This window comes from Pseudomonas sp. EA_65y_Pfl1_P113 (genome assembly GCF_963970525.1).
GTDB classification, from domain to species: domain Bacteria; phylum Pseudomonadota; class Gammaproteobacteria; order Pseudomonadales; family Pseudomonadaceae; genus Aquipseudomonas; species Aquipseudomonas tritici.
This window is the reverse complement of record NZ_CAXAQM010000056.1, coordinates 1-17,068: the sequence shown is the minus strand read 5'-3', so window position 1 is coordinate 17,068 and position 17,068 is coordinate 1. Positions and strand designations below refer to the sequence as shown.

Sequence of the window (17,068 nt, the reverse complement as noted above, 5' to 3'; positions counted from 1 at the left end):
GGTAGAGGTAGACTTTTTCGACGCTGGCATTGGGACGCATCATGGTGGTGGGCTCCTGAGGGAAATCGGGAGCACAGCATCAGCCGTCAGCTATCTGCTTGAAATGTGGGGTTCGTGGAGCGGATACGTTGGGCCAGTCGGACAGAGGGAGGCACTGACCACATAAAAAGCGCCTGGCCAGCAGAACTGGTCAGGCAGTTGGTGTGGGTAGATAAATATTGTTGGAGGACGGGTTGTTAATGCTCTGCTTGGCAAGTTCTTGCCGCTACAGCGAGATCTTTTACGAAGCTGCTAGGAAGCGTTGTTCTCTTTGTGCTTATGGCTTTTAACTCAGTCTGACTATACTTACCTTCGAGCTTGTCAAAGGTACAGACGCAAATAGACTTGCTCACGCCGCTCTGTACACAACCCGCAAGGAATTGACCTTTGAGTTCGGTGTTTTCATCGGAGCAGCCGGTGATGACGGAAATGGCTAAGATAGACAGAGCTAAAGTTATTTTATTCATTAGAAGTGTCTCTTTTAACGTAATACCAAGCCACAGCCGATGGCGCCGCCCGCAATCAGTCCGATGACCTGTGGTCCGAGCATCCAGAACAGCTTGATCCACATCAGACTGAACATTCCTCCGGAGGTGTAAACCGCATCAGGGTGCGCAAACTTACGGATGGCATCGCCCAGTAATGCACCAATTAGGCCCAGTACAGAGCCGACAACTACGGCCAGAAATTTCATGAAGAATCCCGCGCCTAGCACCATGGACGAAGTGTTGAAAGTGACGCAGATGATTGCAAATACCAAGGCCGCAATGGCCCAGCCACCGACTACCGCATTAGTGGAGGTGTCGGTGCTGCTTTGGTTGGAATCGTGTTCCATTGTGATCTCCTAAATGGAAAGGGAAGGCCCCTGTAGTTGTTCTGTTGATCGGTGGGGGGCTTACCACCCCGCGTGGCAAACGTTGTCCTTGCTACTGAGTGGGAGCAGCGTCGTCTTCAGGTTTTTGGTTGGCAGCGTGATTGTTTTGTCACCGGCACTGATTTGCAGGTTGTTAGCCTTGCGCAGATCTGCCCAGAAGCCGTTTTTGAAGATGTCGCTACAGACATTGCAGTCCGTAAAGAACGGATTGGAGTAGGTCTCTCCATCCACAATGACGTCAAAGCCGCCACCGTTGTCGTCGGATGCGTACTGTTTCCCCGCGACGTTGGCGTAGGCTGTGATGGACGTTTCCTCATCATCGGAGCAGGAGATGTTTAGCTCGTTGCCATTGCCGTCATCGACCTGGTATTCGGTGACGCCCTGAGCCCACCCCGATGTCCATTCATAAGTGCCGGCCAATGCATGGCCTGCCGTCGTGCAGCCAAGGATCGCGGCGAAAAGAAGTGTTTTATTCATGCGGTTGCTTCCTACAGTTGAGTGAGGGGGCGTGAGTATGTGAGTTGAGAGGTTGAATATCGCCCTAAAAGGTTGATATTCATCTTTATAAGTCCTTCATGTCAATAAGACGATGCCCAACCATTCCAGTCGGATTGGAGGGGATATGTCGAAGACTGAATCGAAAGGGCTGGCGAGCGTGGTAGGCCAGGCCATTGCCAAGCAGCGTAATCGCAGCGGATTGACCCAAGAGGTGGTAGCCGAGCGCCTGGGGATAGGGATGGAGGCTGTCTCGCGTATTGAGCGCGGCATCGTCATGCCGACGATTGCGCGACTAATGGAACTGGCGGTTATTTTTGAATGTGAAACTGCTGATTTGCTGACGGAGTCCAGCACTCGCCCGTCCGATCAGGCCAGTCGTATCGGTGCGTTACTGGCTGAGTTGAATCAAACTGATCGGCAGTTGGTGGTTGAGTTAGTTGAGCGGTTGGTCGAGCGCTTGAAGCATTGAGTCAAATACCTGGCCGCCCGTTGCGGGTAGCCAGGTTTCTTTTTTCTCTCAAGCGACCAGTTGCAGTGCAGCATCCAGAGCTTTCTGCTTGACCGCAGCACCTTGACCAAACCACGCGGAGTCCAGGCGATACTCATTGCTGCGCGCTCGGCGTTCGTGGTCGACGTACTCAGTCACCGCATTGAGCAAGCCCCATGCGGTGCCGTTGGCTGACGCCATCCCCGAGCCTTTACCTTTCCCTTCGTACAGCTCTTGCACTTTGCGCAGGGCGCGTTCGTTGGGCAGATCCTTCGGTATCACACCTGTAGGCTGCACGTCGCACAGCACGTTGAGGAAAAAGCCCATCGACTCATGCCACTGCACCTTACGCTCCGCTAGGCTGCGCATTTGGTGCATGAACGTATCCCAGTGAGATACGGCAATACCGAGCTGTTTCTTCACCGCTTGTGGATCAAAGCGTGTGTTGTGTGGCACCTTGATAGCCCGGCTAGCACCATTCACCGCAATGGTCAGCGTGTTGTTGCACACCACCCGTACTGTGGTCGGTGTTGCCGTGGTGGCCAGCGTGCCGTCGCAGGAGGTGGCCAGTAGCAGGTAGCCATTCACCAGGTCATTACCTTTAAGTTCAGCCGATTGCCCGGTACGGGCCAGCGCCCAGAACTTCTTTCCCCCCTTCAGTACGCCAGCGGTTTCCAGCTCGTAACCCGAGACTTCGCTCAGATCTCGGTAAAACTCCAGGACGTCACGCGGCTGCACGACTTGGTAGCGGTTGGAGACCACTGATAGCGGAGCTTTGGTATCGGAGCGGTACAGCACCTTCTGCTCCGGGAACGAGTGAATGCTGCCCAGGTGGCCGATGGTGTCTGACTTGAAGTGAACCGGGCTTTCCTGAATCTGCCAGTCCATACCAGCTTCACGCTGCCAAACTTCCAGCGGTTGCTTTTCAGTGAGGCGACTGCCAAGGCCATGCCAAGGGGGCGCGCCAACGTAAGCCATTGTTTCGACGAGATGAGCCATGAAGTAATTCCTTGTTAAAAATGGCGCACGGCAAAGCCGCTGAACAATCAGCAGGCAGGGTGCGCAGGGTAGGGGGATCAAGCAGAGCTGAAGTACACAGGAGTGTTGCTGGTTAGAACGCGTTCTGGTCGAAGTAAAAGCCACAGTTCAGGCAGAGGCAGTCGTGGTTGCTGAACCAGTATTTCTCGATGGATCGACTCAGTTCAGTACCGGCAGCGTCACCTGCGGTCGCCCCGGACAGCCCAGCACGAATGATCGCCAGCAACTGACCTAAGATGCGTCCATGTGGGCCCGTTGCTTCAGTTGGTTGAGTAGGTGCCACCGATGCAGCCGCACCCTGGATGGTGGCGCTGATGATACTGACCATTATGGCCATGGCCTTGGCGGCATCCTTGGGAATGACCGCTGTTGAATTGCAAACAATGCAGTGAATCGTCATCAGGAAGACTCCGAATGCGGCATAAACAGGCACCACAGTGCCCATACCGAAGAGAACGTTGAAGGATGAGCCGAGCAGAGGTGAGCTAGATTGGGGAGGCAGTTGAAGGGGGAGTAAACGTATAGCCGCAGTCACAACACAGGTGGTTGTCGAGAATGCGCTGATCAAAGACCTCTCCCAGCTTGGCTCCGGCCAGGCAGCCAGTGATACAGCCGGTTAAACCACCAAAAAGGGCACCCGACAGGCCGCCGAGTGTCATGCCTGCTGGGCCAGCCAAGGCGCCGACGCTGATACCTGTACTCGCACCAGTGATCGCGGCACTGAGTCCGCGAGCAGCACCGCCGACGGCACCGATCAGCGCACCTGTTTTCATGCCGTGACGTTTACTGGTGATATTGCAGGACGAGCATTTAGGGCAGTATCGCAATGACATGGTTGAAGCTCCGTTGTGGGGATGTCATTACGATCATGTAGGACTGAATATTTTTGGAGTTGAATCCAGTGGAGACCACTAGTTACATCAGCGTCGGCCTGCTGAGGGCGCTATTTTGTTTTTAAAAGGCGGTATTGACAGGAGCCTTTTTTCAGTCACCACCTGCAGAACCGAAACCGCCCGAGAGGCGGTTTTTTATTGCCTGGAAAAAAGCATGGGCGCAGCACGCAAAATCGACGTCTATGGAGCCAAGGGTGGCTCACGGTGACCGTTGCGTACTCCGTTGCGCCTGCGAGCCAGAACAGTCGGTGGGTCACTGGCGATAAAATACGATGCTTGCTACCCGAGCATCGTCTCAACCTCTGCAAGCGTGACCTGCGGGACCACACTGTCCGGAATTCTTGAAATGTCAGAGAGGTTATAAACCATGAAGTCCTCGCCCATGACCTTTTTGGACATCAACTCGAGCGACGGCAGTATGCGCGTGAAGTAGTGTTGGTCGAGTCCGCAGGGAGAGTTTTTCGATTCCTGGGTCTCGTAAAACCTTCCAGCGTTTTCGTCCAGATCCACCCCGACGAGAAAAACCTTGCTGAATCCGACGTGGAAGGCCAACTGTATCGCCAGATAGGCCACGGTTCTTGCGTCAAAGAAGCCCTGGCTCATGTCTTTGCTGAATCCCAGCAGTCTTTTGCGATGGGGCAGCAAGGGATGATTGACGACCAACGTGCGGCGTCTACCCAGCATAGAATCCAGCCAAGAAGGTCTTTTAGCTTTGGTCAGCGGATACAGACGTCCGGCTGGGCGAGCACGCGACGATCGCGCGTGGTCTTCCCAAAGCGCGACCCTCTGGCTGATCGCCATGGCGTGTTTGAATAATTCCGGCTGCTGTTCGGAAAAGCTTCTATCCGTGCAGGCATAAAAATACGGTTTGACGTCGGTGTCCTGAAACATGGAGATAGCGCCATTCATCGTGATCATCGGCACGTGCGCAAATTTCTCGAGAGGAAACGACTTTGCCGATGCGCCTGAAGCGATGATGAAAACGGCACCTGTTTCAATGTGCCGACAAGAGCCGAAATCCTGCGTAGTCAGGCAACGTTTGTTTGGACGCTGTCGCGCTGAATCTGGCATGTACAAAGCCTGCTTGATAGTGCCCACAGGCTTCGCATTGACGAGGGACGTCTGTTTCATCGGGCCCTACCTTGCGGCTAAAGGTAATTACGTATATCAGCCGACCCGATGACGGCTACTGAGTTCCCTTTAAAACGTCTGCCCCATGGAGAACTGAAACACCTGCTTCTGCGCGTTCTCAGGCGTACGAATCGGATACGCCAGGTTCACACTCAACGGCCCAAGCGGGCTGTACCACGTCCCCCCACACCCAACCGTACGTGTTACTTGTGCCCACTGATGGGGCGTTCATGAGCCATTTCGTAGCAATCTCCTACGCAAGCCCTCCGCTTATCCTTCGATATTTGCAATCTATTCAACCTGAATCAATCACTTGGCTCATCTCGGCAAAGTTGGCACATATTCTGCTTTTTTGTATTCGTGGATAATTGGATACAAAAATTCAAAAGGTGCTGCCGATGCAATTTGCCCCCGCTTATGTTGACCGTCAGCCCCTCACCGCAGAGGAGGAGGCCTACAACTTCCTGCTCGATGCTATTTGTGGTGGTCGCTATCGCAAAGGTGACCGGCTGATCGCCGAAGACATCGCCAGCGAGATCGGTATGAGCCGCATGCCGGTACGTGAAGCCTTCCGCCGCCTGGATGCACAGGGCCTGGTGACGTTGCGGCCGAACCGTGGCGCCATCGTCAGCGGACTGGATATCGATGAATTACACGAGGTCTTCGAAATGCGCAGTGCCCTCGAAGGCCTGGCGGTGCGCGTCGCGGTGGGTCGCATCGGCGAGCGTCAGTTGGCGGCGCTGGAGCGCATGCTCGATGAGATGGACGACTACCGCGACGAAAGCGCCGCGTGGGTCAGCCGCCACCGCGCCTTCCACGAATACCTGTGCAGCCTCAGCGGTCGGCCGCGCCTGTTGAAGCAGATATCGGCGCTCTATTCGCTGGTGGAAGCGCCCATGCGTCTGTGGCTGCAACACGGCGAAAAACCCCTCAGCGCACGCCAGGAACATGCGGTGATCCTCGATGCGATTCGCGCCGGTGACGCCGCCCGCGCCGAAGCCGTGGTGCGCGAGCACATCGAAGGCACGGTGCCGGCGCTGATCCAGTTCCTGCAAACCGAAAAATAACAAAGACCTGCTGTGTTTTGACGTTGTTGAGTCCTGCCCCCCGTTGTACCCACGAACTGGAGTGTCTGGTCATGCATAAACGCCGCGCCTTGCTGGTGGCTGTCTCCCTCGGTCTCTGTACTCAATGGGCCTGCGCTGCATCGCAGGTGCCGGATCGCCTATTAACGGTCGACAAACTCACCTACTGCTCGGGGATGGATTCACCGCCCCTGGTGTCCTTCGATGAAGCGCAGAAACCGCGTGGGCTCACGGTCGACCTCGGCCTTGAGATCGCCGAGCGCCTGGGCGATAAAAAGGTGCAGTGGCGGGTCATCCCATTCTCCGGGCTGGTACCGGCGCTGCTCGCCCAGCAGTGCGACATGATTGTCGACCAGCTGTTCGACAAGCCCGAACGCCGCCAAGTGATCGACATCGTCAACTACATGTATTCCAGCCAATCGATAGTAGTGCCCAAGGGTAATCCCAAAGGCATCAAGACCCTCGATGATCTGTCCGGGCACAAGGTTGCCGTACTCAACGGTTCTACCATCAAGACCCTGCTGGACACGCAAAACGACAACCTGGCCAAGGCCGGCAAGCCACCGATGAAACTGGTGGTCTACAACACCGACACCGATGCGTTCCAGGCCCTGCGCATCAGCCAGGTCGACGCCTACGGCACCACCGTGGAAACCGCCGGCTACTACGCCGCGATGGCCCCGGACCTGTTCCAGGAAGGCGTGCCGGCGTTCAGCCGCATCCTCACCGGCTTGGGCATGCGCAAGGACGACCCGCAACTGACCGCCGCCGTGCAGCAGGTGATCAGCGACATGCGCAGCGATGGCAGCTACGTCGCGCTGCTGAATAAATGGCATGTCAGCAGCGACGCTCTCGACTGAGGTTTCCCGCAATGAACTTCAATTGGGATGTGTTCTGGCAGTACCTGTTGCAGCCCAGCGGGGTGTACCTCACCGGGCTGTGGCTGACGTGCCTGATCGCCGTGTCGGCGATGTTGCTGGGCTGCGCACTGGGGCTGGCGGCGGCGCTGTTGCGCTTGTCAAAGAACCCGCTGCTGCACCTGCCGGTGCGTTTTTATGTGTGGCTGATGCGCGGCACGCCGTTGCTGGTGCAGATTGTGTTCCTGTACACGGCGCTGGCGGCGGGCGGGATTTTCCGCTTTGAGGATATCGATCTGTTTGGCCTGGTTGTCCCCGGCAACATCCAGGCGGCGATTATTGCGTTGGGCCTGAATGAAGGTGCGTACATGGCCGAGATCATTCGTGCCGGCATCGGCGCGGTGGACAAGGGCCAGTACGAGGCCGGACGTTCACTCGGCATGGGTTTCGCCAAGCTGATGCGGCGCATCGTGCTGCCCCAGGCGTTCCGGGTGATCGTGCCGCCGCTGGGCAACGAGTTCAACGTGATGCTCAAGAACACCACCCTGGTCAGCGTGATCGGTGTGCAGGAGTTGCTGCTCAGCACCCAAATGGTCACCTCGGCAACGTTCCGCGTGTTCGAGCTGTACCTGGTGGTGGCGATCTACTTCCTGATGCTCACCACGCTGTGGGGCTTTTTCCAGCGCTGGCTGGAGGCGCGTTTCGGCCAGTCCGATCGGCCTTCCGCGCCGCCGCCGGCGGCCAGTCGCATGTTCGGGCGCAACACCCTTAAATTGCTGAGGGGACGCTAACCATGGCGCACCAAAGTGAAGAACTGATCATCGAAGCGCTGGATATCCACAAGTCGTTTGGCACGCTGCAGATCCTCAAGGGCATTTCCCTGCAAGTACGACGCGGCGAAGTGGTGGTGCTGATCGGCGCCTCCGGCTCCGGCAAGACCACCTTTATCCGCTGCATCAACCTGCTCGAAGACATCCAGGGCGGGCGTATTCGCGTCAACGGCCGCGCCATGGGCTACCGCGAACGCAACGACGGCAGCCTCGTGCGCGATTCGGAGCGCAATATCGCCCGCCAGCGCCGCGACATCGGCATGGTGTTCCAGCGTTTCAACCTGTTCCCTCATATGACTGCGCTGGAAAACATCATCGAAGCGCCGATCCAGGTGCTCGGCACGCCACGCGCCGAAGCGTTGGAGCAGGCTCATGGATTACTGGCGCGCGTGGGCCTGGCGGACAAGGCCAACCATTACCCGTCGATGCTCTCCGGCGGCCAGCAGCAACGGGTGGCCATTGCCCGTGCCCTGGCGATGAAACCCCAGGCCATGTTGTTTGACGAACCCACCAGCGCCCTCGACCCTGAAACCGTCGGCGAAGTGCTGCAGGTGATGAAGGAGCTCGCCGAGGAGGGCATGACCATGGTGGTGGTCACCCATGAAATGGGCTTTGCCCGTGAAGTGGCGGACCGCGTTGTGGTGCTCGACCAGGGCGAACTCATCGAACAAGGGCCGCCGGAACAGATTTTCAGCCACCCCAGCCACCCCCGTACCCGGGCCTTTCTCAGCCGCGTGTTATGACCTTTCCAAGGAAATCCGTCATGCGTGTATCAAGTTTGTTTGCGGTGCTGTGCTGCGCCGCCGTTGTGCCGATGAGCCAGGCTGCCACGCCTGTGGTCAAGGTCTACAATTGGTCCGACTACATCGGCCCTGACACCTTGAAGAACTTCGAGAAAGACAGCGGCATCAAGGTGCAATACGACATCTTCGACACCAATGAAATGCTTGAAGCCAAGTTGCTTTCCGGGCATTCGGGTTACGACCTGGTGGTGCCGTCCAGCCAGTTCCTGTCCAAGCAGATTCGTGCCGGCGCCTACCAACCGTTGCAACGCAACGTGCTGGATAACTGGAAGCACCTCGACCCACGCCTGATGCAACGCCTGGACGCCGCTGATGGACCCGAAAGTCAGCGGTAACCCGGGCATCTACCCCGGTGACGACGTAATCAACCACACCTTTGTCTCCGCCGACCTGCCGGAAAATATCCAGCGCCTGATGGCCCGGGAATGGAACCGCATCAAGTCCGGCCAATGAATTGAAGAGCCTTTGCCATGTTGAAATTTTCTGCGCACGAGTATCCCTATCCCTCGCAACGCCAGAGCGTGTTTGCCAAGCGTGGCATGGTCGCGGCGTCCCAGCCCCTGGCCGCCCAGGCCGGCATCGAGATCATGCAAAAGGGCGGCAACGCTATTGATGCCGCCATCGCCACGGCGGCCGCGTTGACGGTGGTCGAGCCCACTGGCTGCGGCCTGGGCGGCGATGCGTTTGCCCTGGTCTGGTGCAAAGGCCAGTTGCACGGCCTGAACGGCAACGGCCATGCGCCGGCGGCCCTGAGTATCGAGACGGTCAAGGCGGCGGGGCACGATCAAATGCCGCTGTACGGGTGGACCCCAGTCACCGTACCGGGCTGCCCATCGGCTTGGGCCGAGCTGTCGCAACGCTTCGGCAAGTTACCGTTTGCCGAGTTGCTGCAACCAGCGATCAGCCTGGCGCGCGACGGTTTCCCGCTGTCGCCGGTGGTTGCTCATCAATGGCAGATTGCATTGGATGAGTTCACGCCTCATCGCGACCCAGTGCTGGCGGCCTGGTTCGACACTTTCCTGATCGACGGCCGCGCACCACGGGCTGGGGAGATTTTCCGCAACCCGGCGCAGGCCCGCACCTTGGAAGAGCTTGCCGCCACTCGCTGCGAAAGCCTGTATCGCGGCGCCCTGGCCGAACGCCTGGACGCCCACTCCCGCGCCAGCGGCGGTTACCTGCGCGCCAGCGACCTCAAGGACTACCGCGCCCAGTGGGTGGAGCCGATCCACATCAACTACCGGGGCGTGGATGTCTGGGAAATTCCACCCAGCGGCCAGGGCCTTGTGGCGCTGATGGCGCTGAACATCCTCGAAGGCTTCAGTTTCGATCACCGCGACAGTCAGCAAACCTGGCACCGCCAGTTGGAGGCGATGAAACTTGCCTACAGCGACGGCCTGCACTACATCACCGACCCACTGCACATGCGCGTGGCCGTCGCCGATCTGCTCAGCGATGACTACAGCACCCGTCGCCGTAGCCAGATCGGTGAACAAGCTCAGCCACCGAAGCCAGGAGACCCCCACGCCAGTGGCACGGTCTACCTGGCCACGGCGGACGCCGAAGGCAATATGGTCTCCTTCATCCAGAGCAATTACCACGGCTTTGGCTCCGGTGTGGTGCTGCCCGACAGCGGCATCGCCCTGCAGAACCGTGGTCAGGAATTCAGCCTCGACCCGGCCCATGCCAACTGCCTGGCGCCGGGCAAGAAAACCTTCCACACCATCATTCCCGGCTTCCTGACCAAGGACGGCCAGGCGCTGGGCCCGTTCGGCGTGATGGGCGGCTATATGCAGCCCCAGGGCCATGTGCAGATGGTGATGAACCTGGTGGACTTCGGCCTCAACCCGCAAGCGGCCTTGGACGCGCCGCGCTGGCAATGGCTGGGCGACATGAAAGTCGGCATTGAGCAGGGCGTCTCCCGCGACCTGGCCAATGCCCTGGCGCGGCGTGGGCATCAGGTACAAATCGCCAGCGACCTCACTGACTTCGGGCGCGGGCAGATCATCCTGCGCGATCCGGTCAGTGGTGTATTGTGCGGCGGCACCGAGCCCAGGGCGGATTCAACGATCGCAGTGTGGTAAGCGAAAAAATTGGCGGAGCTTGTCCCTTTTTTTCATCTCGCCTGTCATTCAAGGCAAGTGAACAATATCGAGAGCTTCCGCCAATGCCCGTAGTCCGCCCCTTGCTGAAACTGAGCCTGTTGCTGAGCCTCAGCGCCAGCCCGTTATTCGCTGCCGTCAGCTATGCCGAAGACACTGCCGCCCGCCGCAGCTACCAGGTGCCGGCCGGCAGCCTGAGCGCGGCACTCACCCGGTTTGCCGGGTTGGCAGGCGTCAACCTGTCGGTAGACCCGGCCCTGGTCAGCGGTCGTACCAGCAGTGGTTTGTCCGGTGAGTACGCCGTGGAGGAGGGCTTCGCCCGCTTGCTGCAAGGCTCCGGCCTGCAACTGCAACCCATGGGGGCACAGGCCTACATGTTGGTGCCGGCGCCGGATGGCAGCCGCCTGGAACTGGCGCCGACCTCAATCCTTGGCACCACCGGCCTGTATGACGGCGACACTTACGCCGGTGGGCAAGTGGCGCGCCGTGGCTCGCAGGGTTTGCTGGGCACACGGGACTTTATGGAAACCCCGTTCAGCATGACCACCTACACCGCTGACGCGGCGAAAAACCAGCAGGCGCGCACCTTGGGCGACCTGATCGCCAGCGACCCGTCAGTGCGCGCCACCAACCCGGCCGGTGGGCGTTATGAGCAGTTCACCATTCGCGGTTTCAGCCTGTTCAACAGCGATGTGTCGTACAACGGTCTCTATGGCGTACTGCCGACCTACACCATCGACATGGAAATGGCCGACCGCGTCGACATCTTCAAAGGCCCCACCCAGTTGATCAACGGCATCTCACCGCGCGGCAGCGTCGGTGGCGGGATCAACGTAGTGCCCAAGCGCGCCACCGACAAGGACATCAACGCGTTTACCGGCAACTGGACCTCCGACAGCCAGGCTGGCGGCGCGGTGGATGTGGGGCGACGCTTCGGTGAGGACAACATGTTCGGCATCCGCTTCAACGGCGTGAAGCAGTCCGGCGACACCGAGTGGGACCACCAGCGCGTCGACCGCGAAATGGCTGTGTTGGGCCTGGACTTTCGCGGCGAGCGCCTGCGCCTTTCCACCGATATCGGCCACACCGAACGCGATACCGATGCACCGCAAGAGCGCGTGCAGGTGGCGGCCGCAGCGCCGGTGCCCAGCGCCAACGATGTGCGCCGCAACTACGCGCAGTCCTGGAGCAAGGCCAGCACCAACGACACCTTCGGCACGGTCAACGCTGAGTACGACCTCAGCGATAACATGATGCTGTATGGCGGCGTGGGCGCGCGTAAAAGCAACCACGACTTTCTACGTCATGCGGTGTCCGTCACCAATGCGGCTGGCGCGTTCACTGTGCAGCCGCGGTATTTCACCCGCGATGAAAACGTGCGCACCTACACCGCTGGCGTGCGCAACTGGTTCCATACCGGGCCGGTGAGCCATGAGGTCAACCTGGCGGCCAGCTACTTCGACATGGACTTCACCAACGGCGGCACCCGCTACGGGACGGCGACGAGTAACCTCTACAACCCGGTGCAAACGCCGGCGCCGTCCACGGCGATACGTCAGGACGCTAAGGTCTACACCGAAAACAAATTCAGCGGCGTGGCCTTGTCCGACACCCTGGGGTTCTTCGACGACCGCCTGCTGCTGACCCTCGGCGCGCGCTGGCAGCGCGTCAAGGTGGATGACTGGAGCGACGGCATCAAAGGCAAAACTGGCTATGACGAAGAAAAGGTCTCGCCGTCCGGTGGCCTCCTGTTCAAGGCCACCGACAAGCTGTCGCTGTACGCCAACTACATGGAAGGCTTGAGCCAAGGCAAGATCGCGCCGTCGACCTCGAGCAACGAGGATGAAATCTTCCCGCCCTTCATCAGCCGTCAGGTGGAAGTGGGCGCCAAATACGACGCCGGCGCCTTTGCCGTGACCGCCGCTGTGTTCCGCATCAAGCAGCCGGCCTATGAAACCAACGCGACCTCGCGGTTGTTCGGCCCCAACGGCAAGCGTCAGAACTCCGGTGTGGAGCTGAGTGTATTCGGCGAGCCGCTCAAGGGCGTGCGCCTGCTGGGCGGGGTGATGTACATCGACAGCGAACTGAAGGACACCACCAACGGCGCCTGTGACGGCAACCGCGCCCCGGCGACGCCTAAATACAACGTTAACCTGGGCGCCGAATGGGATGTGCCGGGCCTTGAAGGCCTGACGTTGACCAGCCGTGGCATTTATTCCAGCTCGCAGTACCTGGACCAGTCCAACGTCAAGGAAATCGATGCGTGGAACCGCGTCGACGTCGGCGCGCGGTATGGGTTCAACGTGGATGACAAGCACATCACCTTGCGCGCGAATGTGGAGAACGTCGCCGATAAACGCTACTGGAGCTCGGCCGGGGCGTCAGACGACAGCGAGCCGGGGTTGACCTTGTCGACACCGCGTACCTACTTGCTGTCAGCCACCGTCGACTTCTAACGGCCGTACACCGATCAAAAGTGTGGGAGGCCGGCTTGCCTGCTCCCACACGTGATTGTCGGTGTTAATGAGAATGTGTTTTGATCGCGCCGCCCCAATATGGAATAGTACCCGCCGTTTTCCCCAACAGGTCTAGCTGGGGTGTTCCAACGCCGAGGTCCTTGTCATGCGAATGTTGCGCTCCATCCCCACCTTTGCCGCCTGCCTCTTGGCGTTCTCTTCAAACCTGCTGAGCGCCGCCCCGATCGACCTCAATGACGGCCAGCACGCGGTGCATCTGCCGGATGCGCCCAAGCGTGTGGTGGTGCTGGAGTTTTCCTTTCTCGACAGTTTGGCTGCCGTTGACGTAACGCCCGTTGGCGCCGCCGATGATGGTGACGCCAACCGCGTGTTGCCCCGTGTGCGCCAGGCTATCGGTGAGTGGAAGTCCGTAGGCCTGCGCTCGCAGCCGAGCATCGAGGAAATCGCCCGGCTCAAGCCCGACCTGATCGTTGCAGACCTCAATCGCCACCAGGCGTTGTACAGCGACTTGGCGAGCATCGCGCCGACGCTGTTGCTGCCCTCGCGTGGTGAGGATTACCAAGGCAGCCTTAAATCTGCCGAGCTGATCGGCAAGGCGCTGGGCAAGAGCGCGCAGATGGAAGCGCGTATCCAGAAGAACCGTGAAAACCTCAACGCCATCGCGCAACAGATTCCCGCTGGCGCCAGCGTGCTGTTCGGCGTCGCCCGTGAAGACAGCTTCTCCGTGCACGGCCCCGACTCCTACGCGGGCAGCGTGTTGCAGGCCATCGGCCTGAAAGTCCCATCGGTACGCGCCAACGCTGCGCCCACCGAATTTGTCAGCCTGGAGCAACTGCTCGCCCTCGACCCGGGCTGGTTGCTGGTAGGCCATTACCGCCGCCCCAGCATCGTCGACAGCTGGAGCAAGCAGCCGTTGTGGCAAGTGCTCAGCGCCGTGCGTAACAAGCAGGTAGCCGAAGTCGATGGCGACAGCTGGGCGCGCAACCGTGGCGTGCTGGCCTCGGAGCAGATCGCCGAAGATGCGTTGGCGATTCTTAAAGGCGGCAAAGCCGTGTTGAGCCAGTAAGCGTGCAACGCAGTTTTGCGGCGACAGGCATTGTAGGGCTGGGCGCGTTGTTGTTCTGGCTCTCGCTGTACAGTGCGTCGCCGTTCACGCTCACGGCGGCGGACGCCTGGAATGGGCTGGTCCATCAAGGCCGCGTAGGCGGCAACATGGCTTATATCGTCGCCCAGTTGCGCGTGCCGCGTGCCGTGTGTGCCGCGTTGGTCGGTGCCTGCCTGGGCCTGGCCGGCGCGCTGATGCAGGGCATTACGCGCAACCGTCTGGCCTCGCCGTCCTTGTTTGGTGTGACAGCGGGCGCGGCGTTGGGCTTGGCCCTGTTCTCCACCGGCCTGGTCGCACCGCCGTTTGCCGGTGGTGCATTGTTGATGACCTGTCTGGGCGGCGCGTTGGCCTGGATCACGGTATTCAGCCTTGGCGGCGCCTGGTCGCCGACCACGGCCCAGGGCCGCCTGGTCTTGGCCGGCGTTGCGGTAGCGGCATTGTGCGCGGCACTGACCCGGCTCACGGTAATTCTGGTCGAGGCCCAGGCGCAAAGCGTGCTCAACTGGCTGGCCGGGTCCCTGGCCAATGTCGGCGCCGCGCAAGTGCAGTTGCTCTGGCCGTGCACCTTGATTGGCGGGCTGTGGGCGCTCTGGTGTGCACCGCGCCTGAACCTGATCAACCTCGGCGAAGACGCCGCACGCTCGTTGGGTGTGGGCATCGCCAGCCTGCGTTTGCAGGTGTTTATCGCCAGCCTGTTGCTGGTGGGGGCGAGTGTCTGCGCCGTGGGGCCGATCGGTTTTGTCGGGTTGATCGCGCCGAATATTCTTCGCCAGTTCCTCGGTAATGACTACCGCTGGCTGATCCCGCTGAGCGCAGCGTTGGGTGCGGTGATCGTGCTGGGGGCTGACCTGCTCAGTCGCGCAGTGGCCTTCCCGGTGGAGACGCCGGCTGGCGTGGTCACCGCGTTGATCGGCGCACCGTTCTTTCTCTTTCTTGCCAGGCGCGCCTTATGATCCGGCCACGATTGCGCCTATGGTTGCTGCTCGGCTTGTTGCTGCTGGCAACCTTGGTCAGCCTCAGCGCCGGCACCCTGTGGCTCACGCTCGACACCGTGCTGGACCGCCTGCTGGCCCACGATGCACTCGACTTCGAAGTATGGAACCACCGCCTGCCACGCAGCCTGATCGCGATCTTCGCAGGTTCAGCCTTCGGCCTGGCCGGGGCGATTGTGCAGGGCGTGATCCGCAACCCGCTGGCTTCGCCGGAAATTCTCGGCGTGACCCAGGGCGCAGGGCTTGCGCTGACCGTGGCGATCATCAGTTGGCCGCATTTGCCGATTGCCTGGCTGCCGCTGGTGGCCTGTTTGGGCGGAGCGGGTGGCGCGCTGTTGCTGGCGCTGTACAACACCGGGGTGAGTTTTTCCGGGGTGCGCTTTGCGTTGTCCGGGGTGGCGATTGCAGTGACCTTGTCCAGCGTCACCGAGTTTCTGATCCTGTCCCACCCACTGGATATCAACACCGCGTTGCTCGCGCTCACCGGCAGTTTGTGGAGCCGCAATTGGCACCATGTGGCGCTGGTGCTGCCGTTCCTGGTGTTGATCCCGCTGGGCCTATGCCTGGCCAAACCGCTGAACCTGATCGCCCTCGGCGATGAGGCGGCCCACAGCCTGGGCACTGCGTTGAGTCGTACGCGCTGGATGGCGATGGCCTGCGCAGTACTGCTGACCAGCCTGGGCGTAGGCGTTATAGGGCCGATTGGCTTTATCGGATTGGTTGCACCGCATATGGCGCGGCGGTTGGTGGGTGGGCATCACCAGCGCCTGCTGCCGGCGTCGATGCTGATCGGTGCACTGTTACTGGTGTTGGCTGACACGTTGGGGCGCACGTTGATCGCGCCCAGCGAAATCCCTGCCGGGGTACTCACGGCGGTGATTGGCGCGCCGTATTTTCTTTGGTTGCTGGCACGGTTCAAGGGCTGATGACATGAGTATTCTTCAAGCACATCAACTCGATATTGGCTACGGCGCGACACGCATCGTGCAAGGGTTGTCATTCATGCCACCCGCCGCAAAGGTCACTGCGCTGATCGGGCCGAACGGCTGCGGCAAGTCCACCTTGCTCAAGGCGTTTGCGCGCATCCTTAAGCCAACCCAGGGCGAACTGACGTTGGAGGGCCAAGCCTATGCCAGCCTGTCCGCACGCCAATTAGCGCGGCAGATTGCGTTTCTGCCGCAGGTGTTGCCGGTGCCGGAGGGCGTCAGCGTGCGTCAGTTGGTCGCTTATGGGCGCAGTCCGCATAACTCGCTTTGGGGGCGTTTGAGTGGTAGCGATCAATCCCATGTGACCCAGGCCATGCAGCGTCTGGAACTGGACAGCCTGGCCGACCGTGCCCTGGCGGATCTATCCGGTGGTCAACGCCAACGTGCCTGGCTGGCCATGGTGCTGGCGCAGAACGCGCCGGTGGTGTTGCTGGATGAGCCCACGACCTACCTCGACATCAGCCACCAGGTTGAACTGCTCGACCTGATGGGCGAACTGGCCGCTGAAGGAAAGACGGTGATTACCGTGCTGCACGATATCAACCAAGCTTGCCGTTATGCCGACCACCTGGCGGTGATGCACCGCGGCAAGCTGGTGGCCGACGGCGCGCCGGGGGCGGTGATCAGTGCTGAGCTGATGCGGCAGGTGTTTGATGTGCAGGTGCAGATCATGCGGGAGCCGGTGGCCGGCACACCGATGTGCTTGGTCAAAAAAAGCACCCGCCCCCAAGCCTGACTCGGTCAGACATGTGGGAGGCCCCACTACATCTTCGACGTAGCGCTGTCGCGCATCAAACTGGTTCATCGTAAGGTTATAGAACGCGTGCGGGGCAAAGGCCGTAGCCAGCACTGGTGTGTCAGCACCCGAGTGGGA

At 60.1% G+C, this 17,068-nt stretch carries 19 protein-coding genes and 2 pseudogenes; 13 read left to right on the top strand and 8 right to left on the bottom strand.

Annotated elements, in window-relative coordinates:
* Positions 1 to 236 precede the first annotated feature (236 nt).
* From AACY52_RS27510 to AACY52_RS27500, 3 genes are read right to left on the bottom strand one after another with little or no spacing between them, the layout of a single operon-like run.
* Positions 237 to 506, bottom strand: a complete 270-nt coding sequence (locus tag AACY52_RS27510) for a hypothetical protein (protein WP_339439551.1) — start codon at positions 504 to 506, stop codon at positions 237 to 239.
* Positions 507 to 520: 14 nt separating this feature from the next.
* Positions 521 to 874 carry a hypothetical protein gene (locus AACY52_RS27505; protein WP_339439553.1) on the bottom strand — a complete coding sequence of 118 codons (354 nt, stop codon included), beginning with the start codon at positions 872 to 874 and terminating at the stop codon, positions 521 to 523.
* A 60-nt stretch (positions 875 to 934) separates the two neighbouring features.
* Positions 935 to 1,390, bottom strand: coding sequence for a hypothetical protein (locus tag AACY52_RS27500; RefSeq protein ID WP_339561015.1), 456 nt, complete (start codon positions 1,388 to 1,390; stop codon positions 935 to 937).
* A gap of 145 nt (positions 1,391 to 1,535) precedes the next feature.
* On the opposite strand from AACY52_RS27500, the gene AACY52_RS27495 reads away from it, so the two are divergent.
* Entirely contained in the window at positions 1,536 to 1,880 is a 345-nt protein-coding gene (locus AACY52_RS27495) for a helix-turn-helix transcriptional regulator (RefSeq protein WP_339438226.1), read from the top strand.
* A 48-nt stretch (positions 1,881 to 1,928) separates the two neighbouring features.
* On the opposite strand, the gene AACY52_RS27490 is transcribed toward AACY52_RS27495, so the two are convergent.
* The 5 genes and pseudogenes from AACY52_RS27490 to AACY52_RS27470 all read right to left on the bottom strand — a co-directional run.
* Positions 1,929 to 2,897 (bottom strand): DUF932 domain-containing protein, encoded by a 969-nt coding sequence (locus tag AACY52_RS27490; RefSeq protein ID WP_339438228.1) that lies wholly within the window; start codon positions 2,895 to 2,897, stop codon positions 1,929 to 1,931.
* Between the two features lie 112 nt (positions 2,898 to 3,009).
* Entirely contained in the window at positions 3,010 to 3,381 is a 372-nt protein-coding gene (locus AACY52_RS27485) for a hypothetical protein (RefSeq protein WP_339561014.1), read from the bottom strand.
* 40 nt (positions 3,382 to 3,421) lie between these two features.
* On the bottom strand, positions 3,422 to 3,769 hold the full coding sequence (locus tag AACY52_RS27480; RefSeq protein WP_339438230.1) for a hypothetical protein: 348 nt from the start codon (positions 3,767 to 3,769) through the stop codon (positions 3,422 to 3,424).
* 339 nt (positions 3,770 to 4,108) lie between these two features.
* Positions 4,109 to 4,960 (bottom strand): lipopolysaccharide biosynthesis protein, encoded by an 852-nt coding sequence (locus AACY52_RS27475; protein ID WP_339421002.1) that lies wholly within the window; start codon positions 4,958 to 4,960, stop codon positions 4,109 to 4,111.
* A gap of 69 nt (positions 4,961 to 5,029) precedes the next feature.
* A pseudogene (locus AACY52_RS27470) lies at positions 5,030 to 5,155 on the bottom strand (BamA/TamA family outer membrane protein); the annotation flags it as partial.
* A gap of 203 nt (positions 5,156 to 5,358) precedes the next feature.
* On the opposite strand from AACY52_RS27470, the gene AACY52_RS27465 reads away from it, so the two are divergent.
* From AACY52_RS27465 to fecE, 12 genes and pseudogenes are all read left to right on the top strand, one after another.
* Positions 5,359 to 6,027, top strand: a complete 669-nt coding sequence (locus AACY52_RS27465) for a GntR family transcriptional regulator (RefSeq protein WP_339438232.1) — start codon at positions 5,359 to 5,361, stop codon at positions 6,025 to 6,027.
* 71 nt (positions 6,028 to 6,098) lie between these two features.
* The gene (locus tag AACY52_RS27460; protein WP_339561013.1) at positions 6,099 to 6,905 is read left to right on the top strand and encodes an ABC transporter substrate-binding protein; all 807 of its coding nucleotides are present in this window, start codon (positions 6,099 to 6,101) and stop codon (positions 6,903 to 6,905) included.
* 11 nt (positions 6,906 to 6,916) lie between these two features.
* The gene (locus AACY52_RS27455; protein WP_065874057.1) at positions 6,917 to 7,693 is read left to right on the top strand and encodes an amino acid ABC transporter permease; all 777 of its coding nucleotides are present in this window, start codon (positions 6,917 to 6,919) and stop codon (positions 7,691 to 7,693) included.
* A gap of 2 nt (positions 7,694 to 7,695) precedes the next feature.
* A complete protein-coding gene (locus tag AACY52_RS27450) occupies positions 7,696 to 8,475 on the top strand; it encodes an amino acid ABC transporter ATP-binding protein (RefSeq protein ID WP_339561012.1) in 780 nt (259 codons plus the stop codon).
* A gap of 20 nt (positions 8,476 to 8,495) precedes the next feature.
* Positions 8,496 to 8,849: pseudogene (locus AACY52_RS27445) on the top strand (spermidine/putrescine ABC transporter substrate-binding protein PotF); the annotation flags it as partial.
* Positions 8,848 to 8,988, top strand: coding sequence for a hypothetical protein (locus tag AACY52_RS27440; protein WP_339561011.1), 141 nt, complete (start codon positions 8,848 to 8,850; stop codon positions 8,986 to 8,988). The pseudogene AACY52_RS27445 and the gene AACY52_RS27440, both read left to right, overlap by 2 nt.
* A 17-nt stretch (positions 8,989 to 9,005) precedes the next feature.
* The gene (locus AACY52_RS27435) at positions 9,006 to 10,616 is read left to right on the top strand and encodes a gamma-glutamyltransferase family protein (protein ID WP_339437170.1); all 1,611 of its coding nucleotides are present in this window, start codon (positions 9,006 to 9,008) and stop codon (positions 10,614 to 10,616) included.
* Between the two features lie 83 nt (positions 10,617 to 10,699).
* Entirely contained in the window at positions 10,700 to 13,090 is a 2,391-nt protein-coding gene (locus AACY52_RS27430; protein ID WP_339561010.1) for a TonB-dependent receptor, read from the top strand.
* Positions 13,091 to 13,262: 172 nt separating this feature from the next.
* Positions 13,263 to 14,177, top strand: coding sequence for a Fe(3+) dicitrate ABC transporter substrate-binding protein FecB (locus AACY52_RS27425; RefSeq protein WP_370468056.1), 915 nt, complete (start codon positions 13,263 to 13,265; stop codon positions 14,175 to 14,177).
* A gap of 2 nt (positions 14,178 to 14,179) precedes the next feature.
* A complete protein-coding gene (gene fecC / locus AACY52_RS27420; protein WP_339561009.1) occupies positions 14,180 to 15,169 on the top strand; it encodes an iron-dicitrate ABC transporter permease FecC in 990 nt (329 codons plus the stop codon).
* Complete coding sequence (locus tag AACY52_RS27415) at positions 15,166 to 16,134, top strand: iron chelate uptake ABC transporter family permease subunit (protein ID WP_339420982.1); 969 nt, start codon at positions 15,166 to 15,168, stop codon at positions 16,132 to 16,134. Before fecC ends, AACY52_RS27415 begins: the two co-directional genes overlap by 4 nt.
* 4 nt (positions 16,135 to 16,138) lie before the next feature.
* Positions 16,139 to 16,930, top strand: a complete 792-nt coding sequence (gene fecE / locus AACY52_RS27410) for a Fe(3+) dicitrate ABC transporter ATP-binding protein FecE (RefSeq protein ID WP_339438239.1) — start codon at positions 16,139 to 16,141, stop codon at positions 16,928 to 16,930.
* Positions 16,931 to 17,068: the final 138 nt, after the last annotated feature.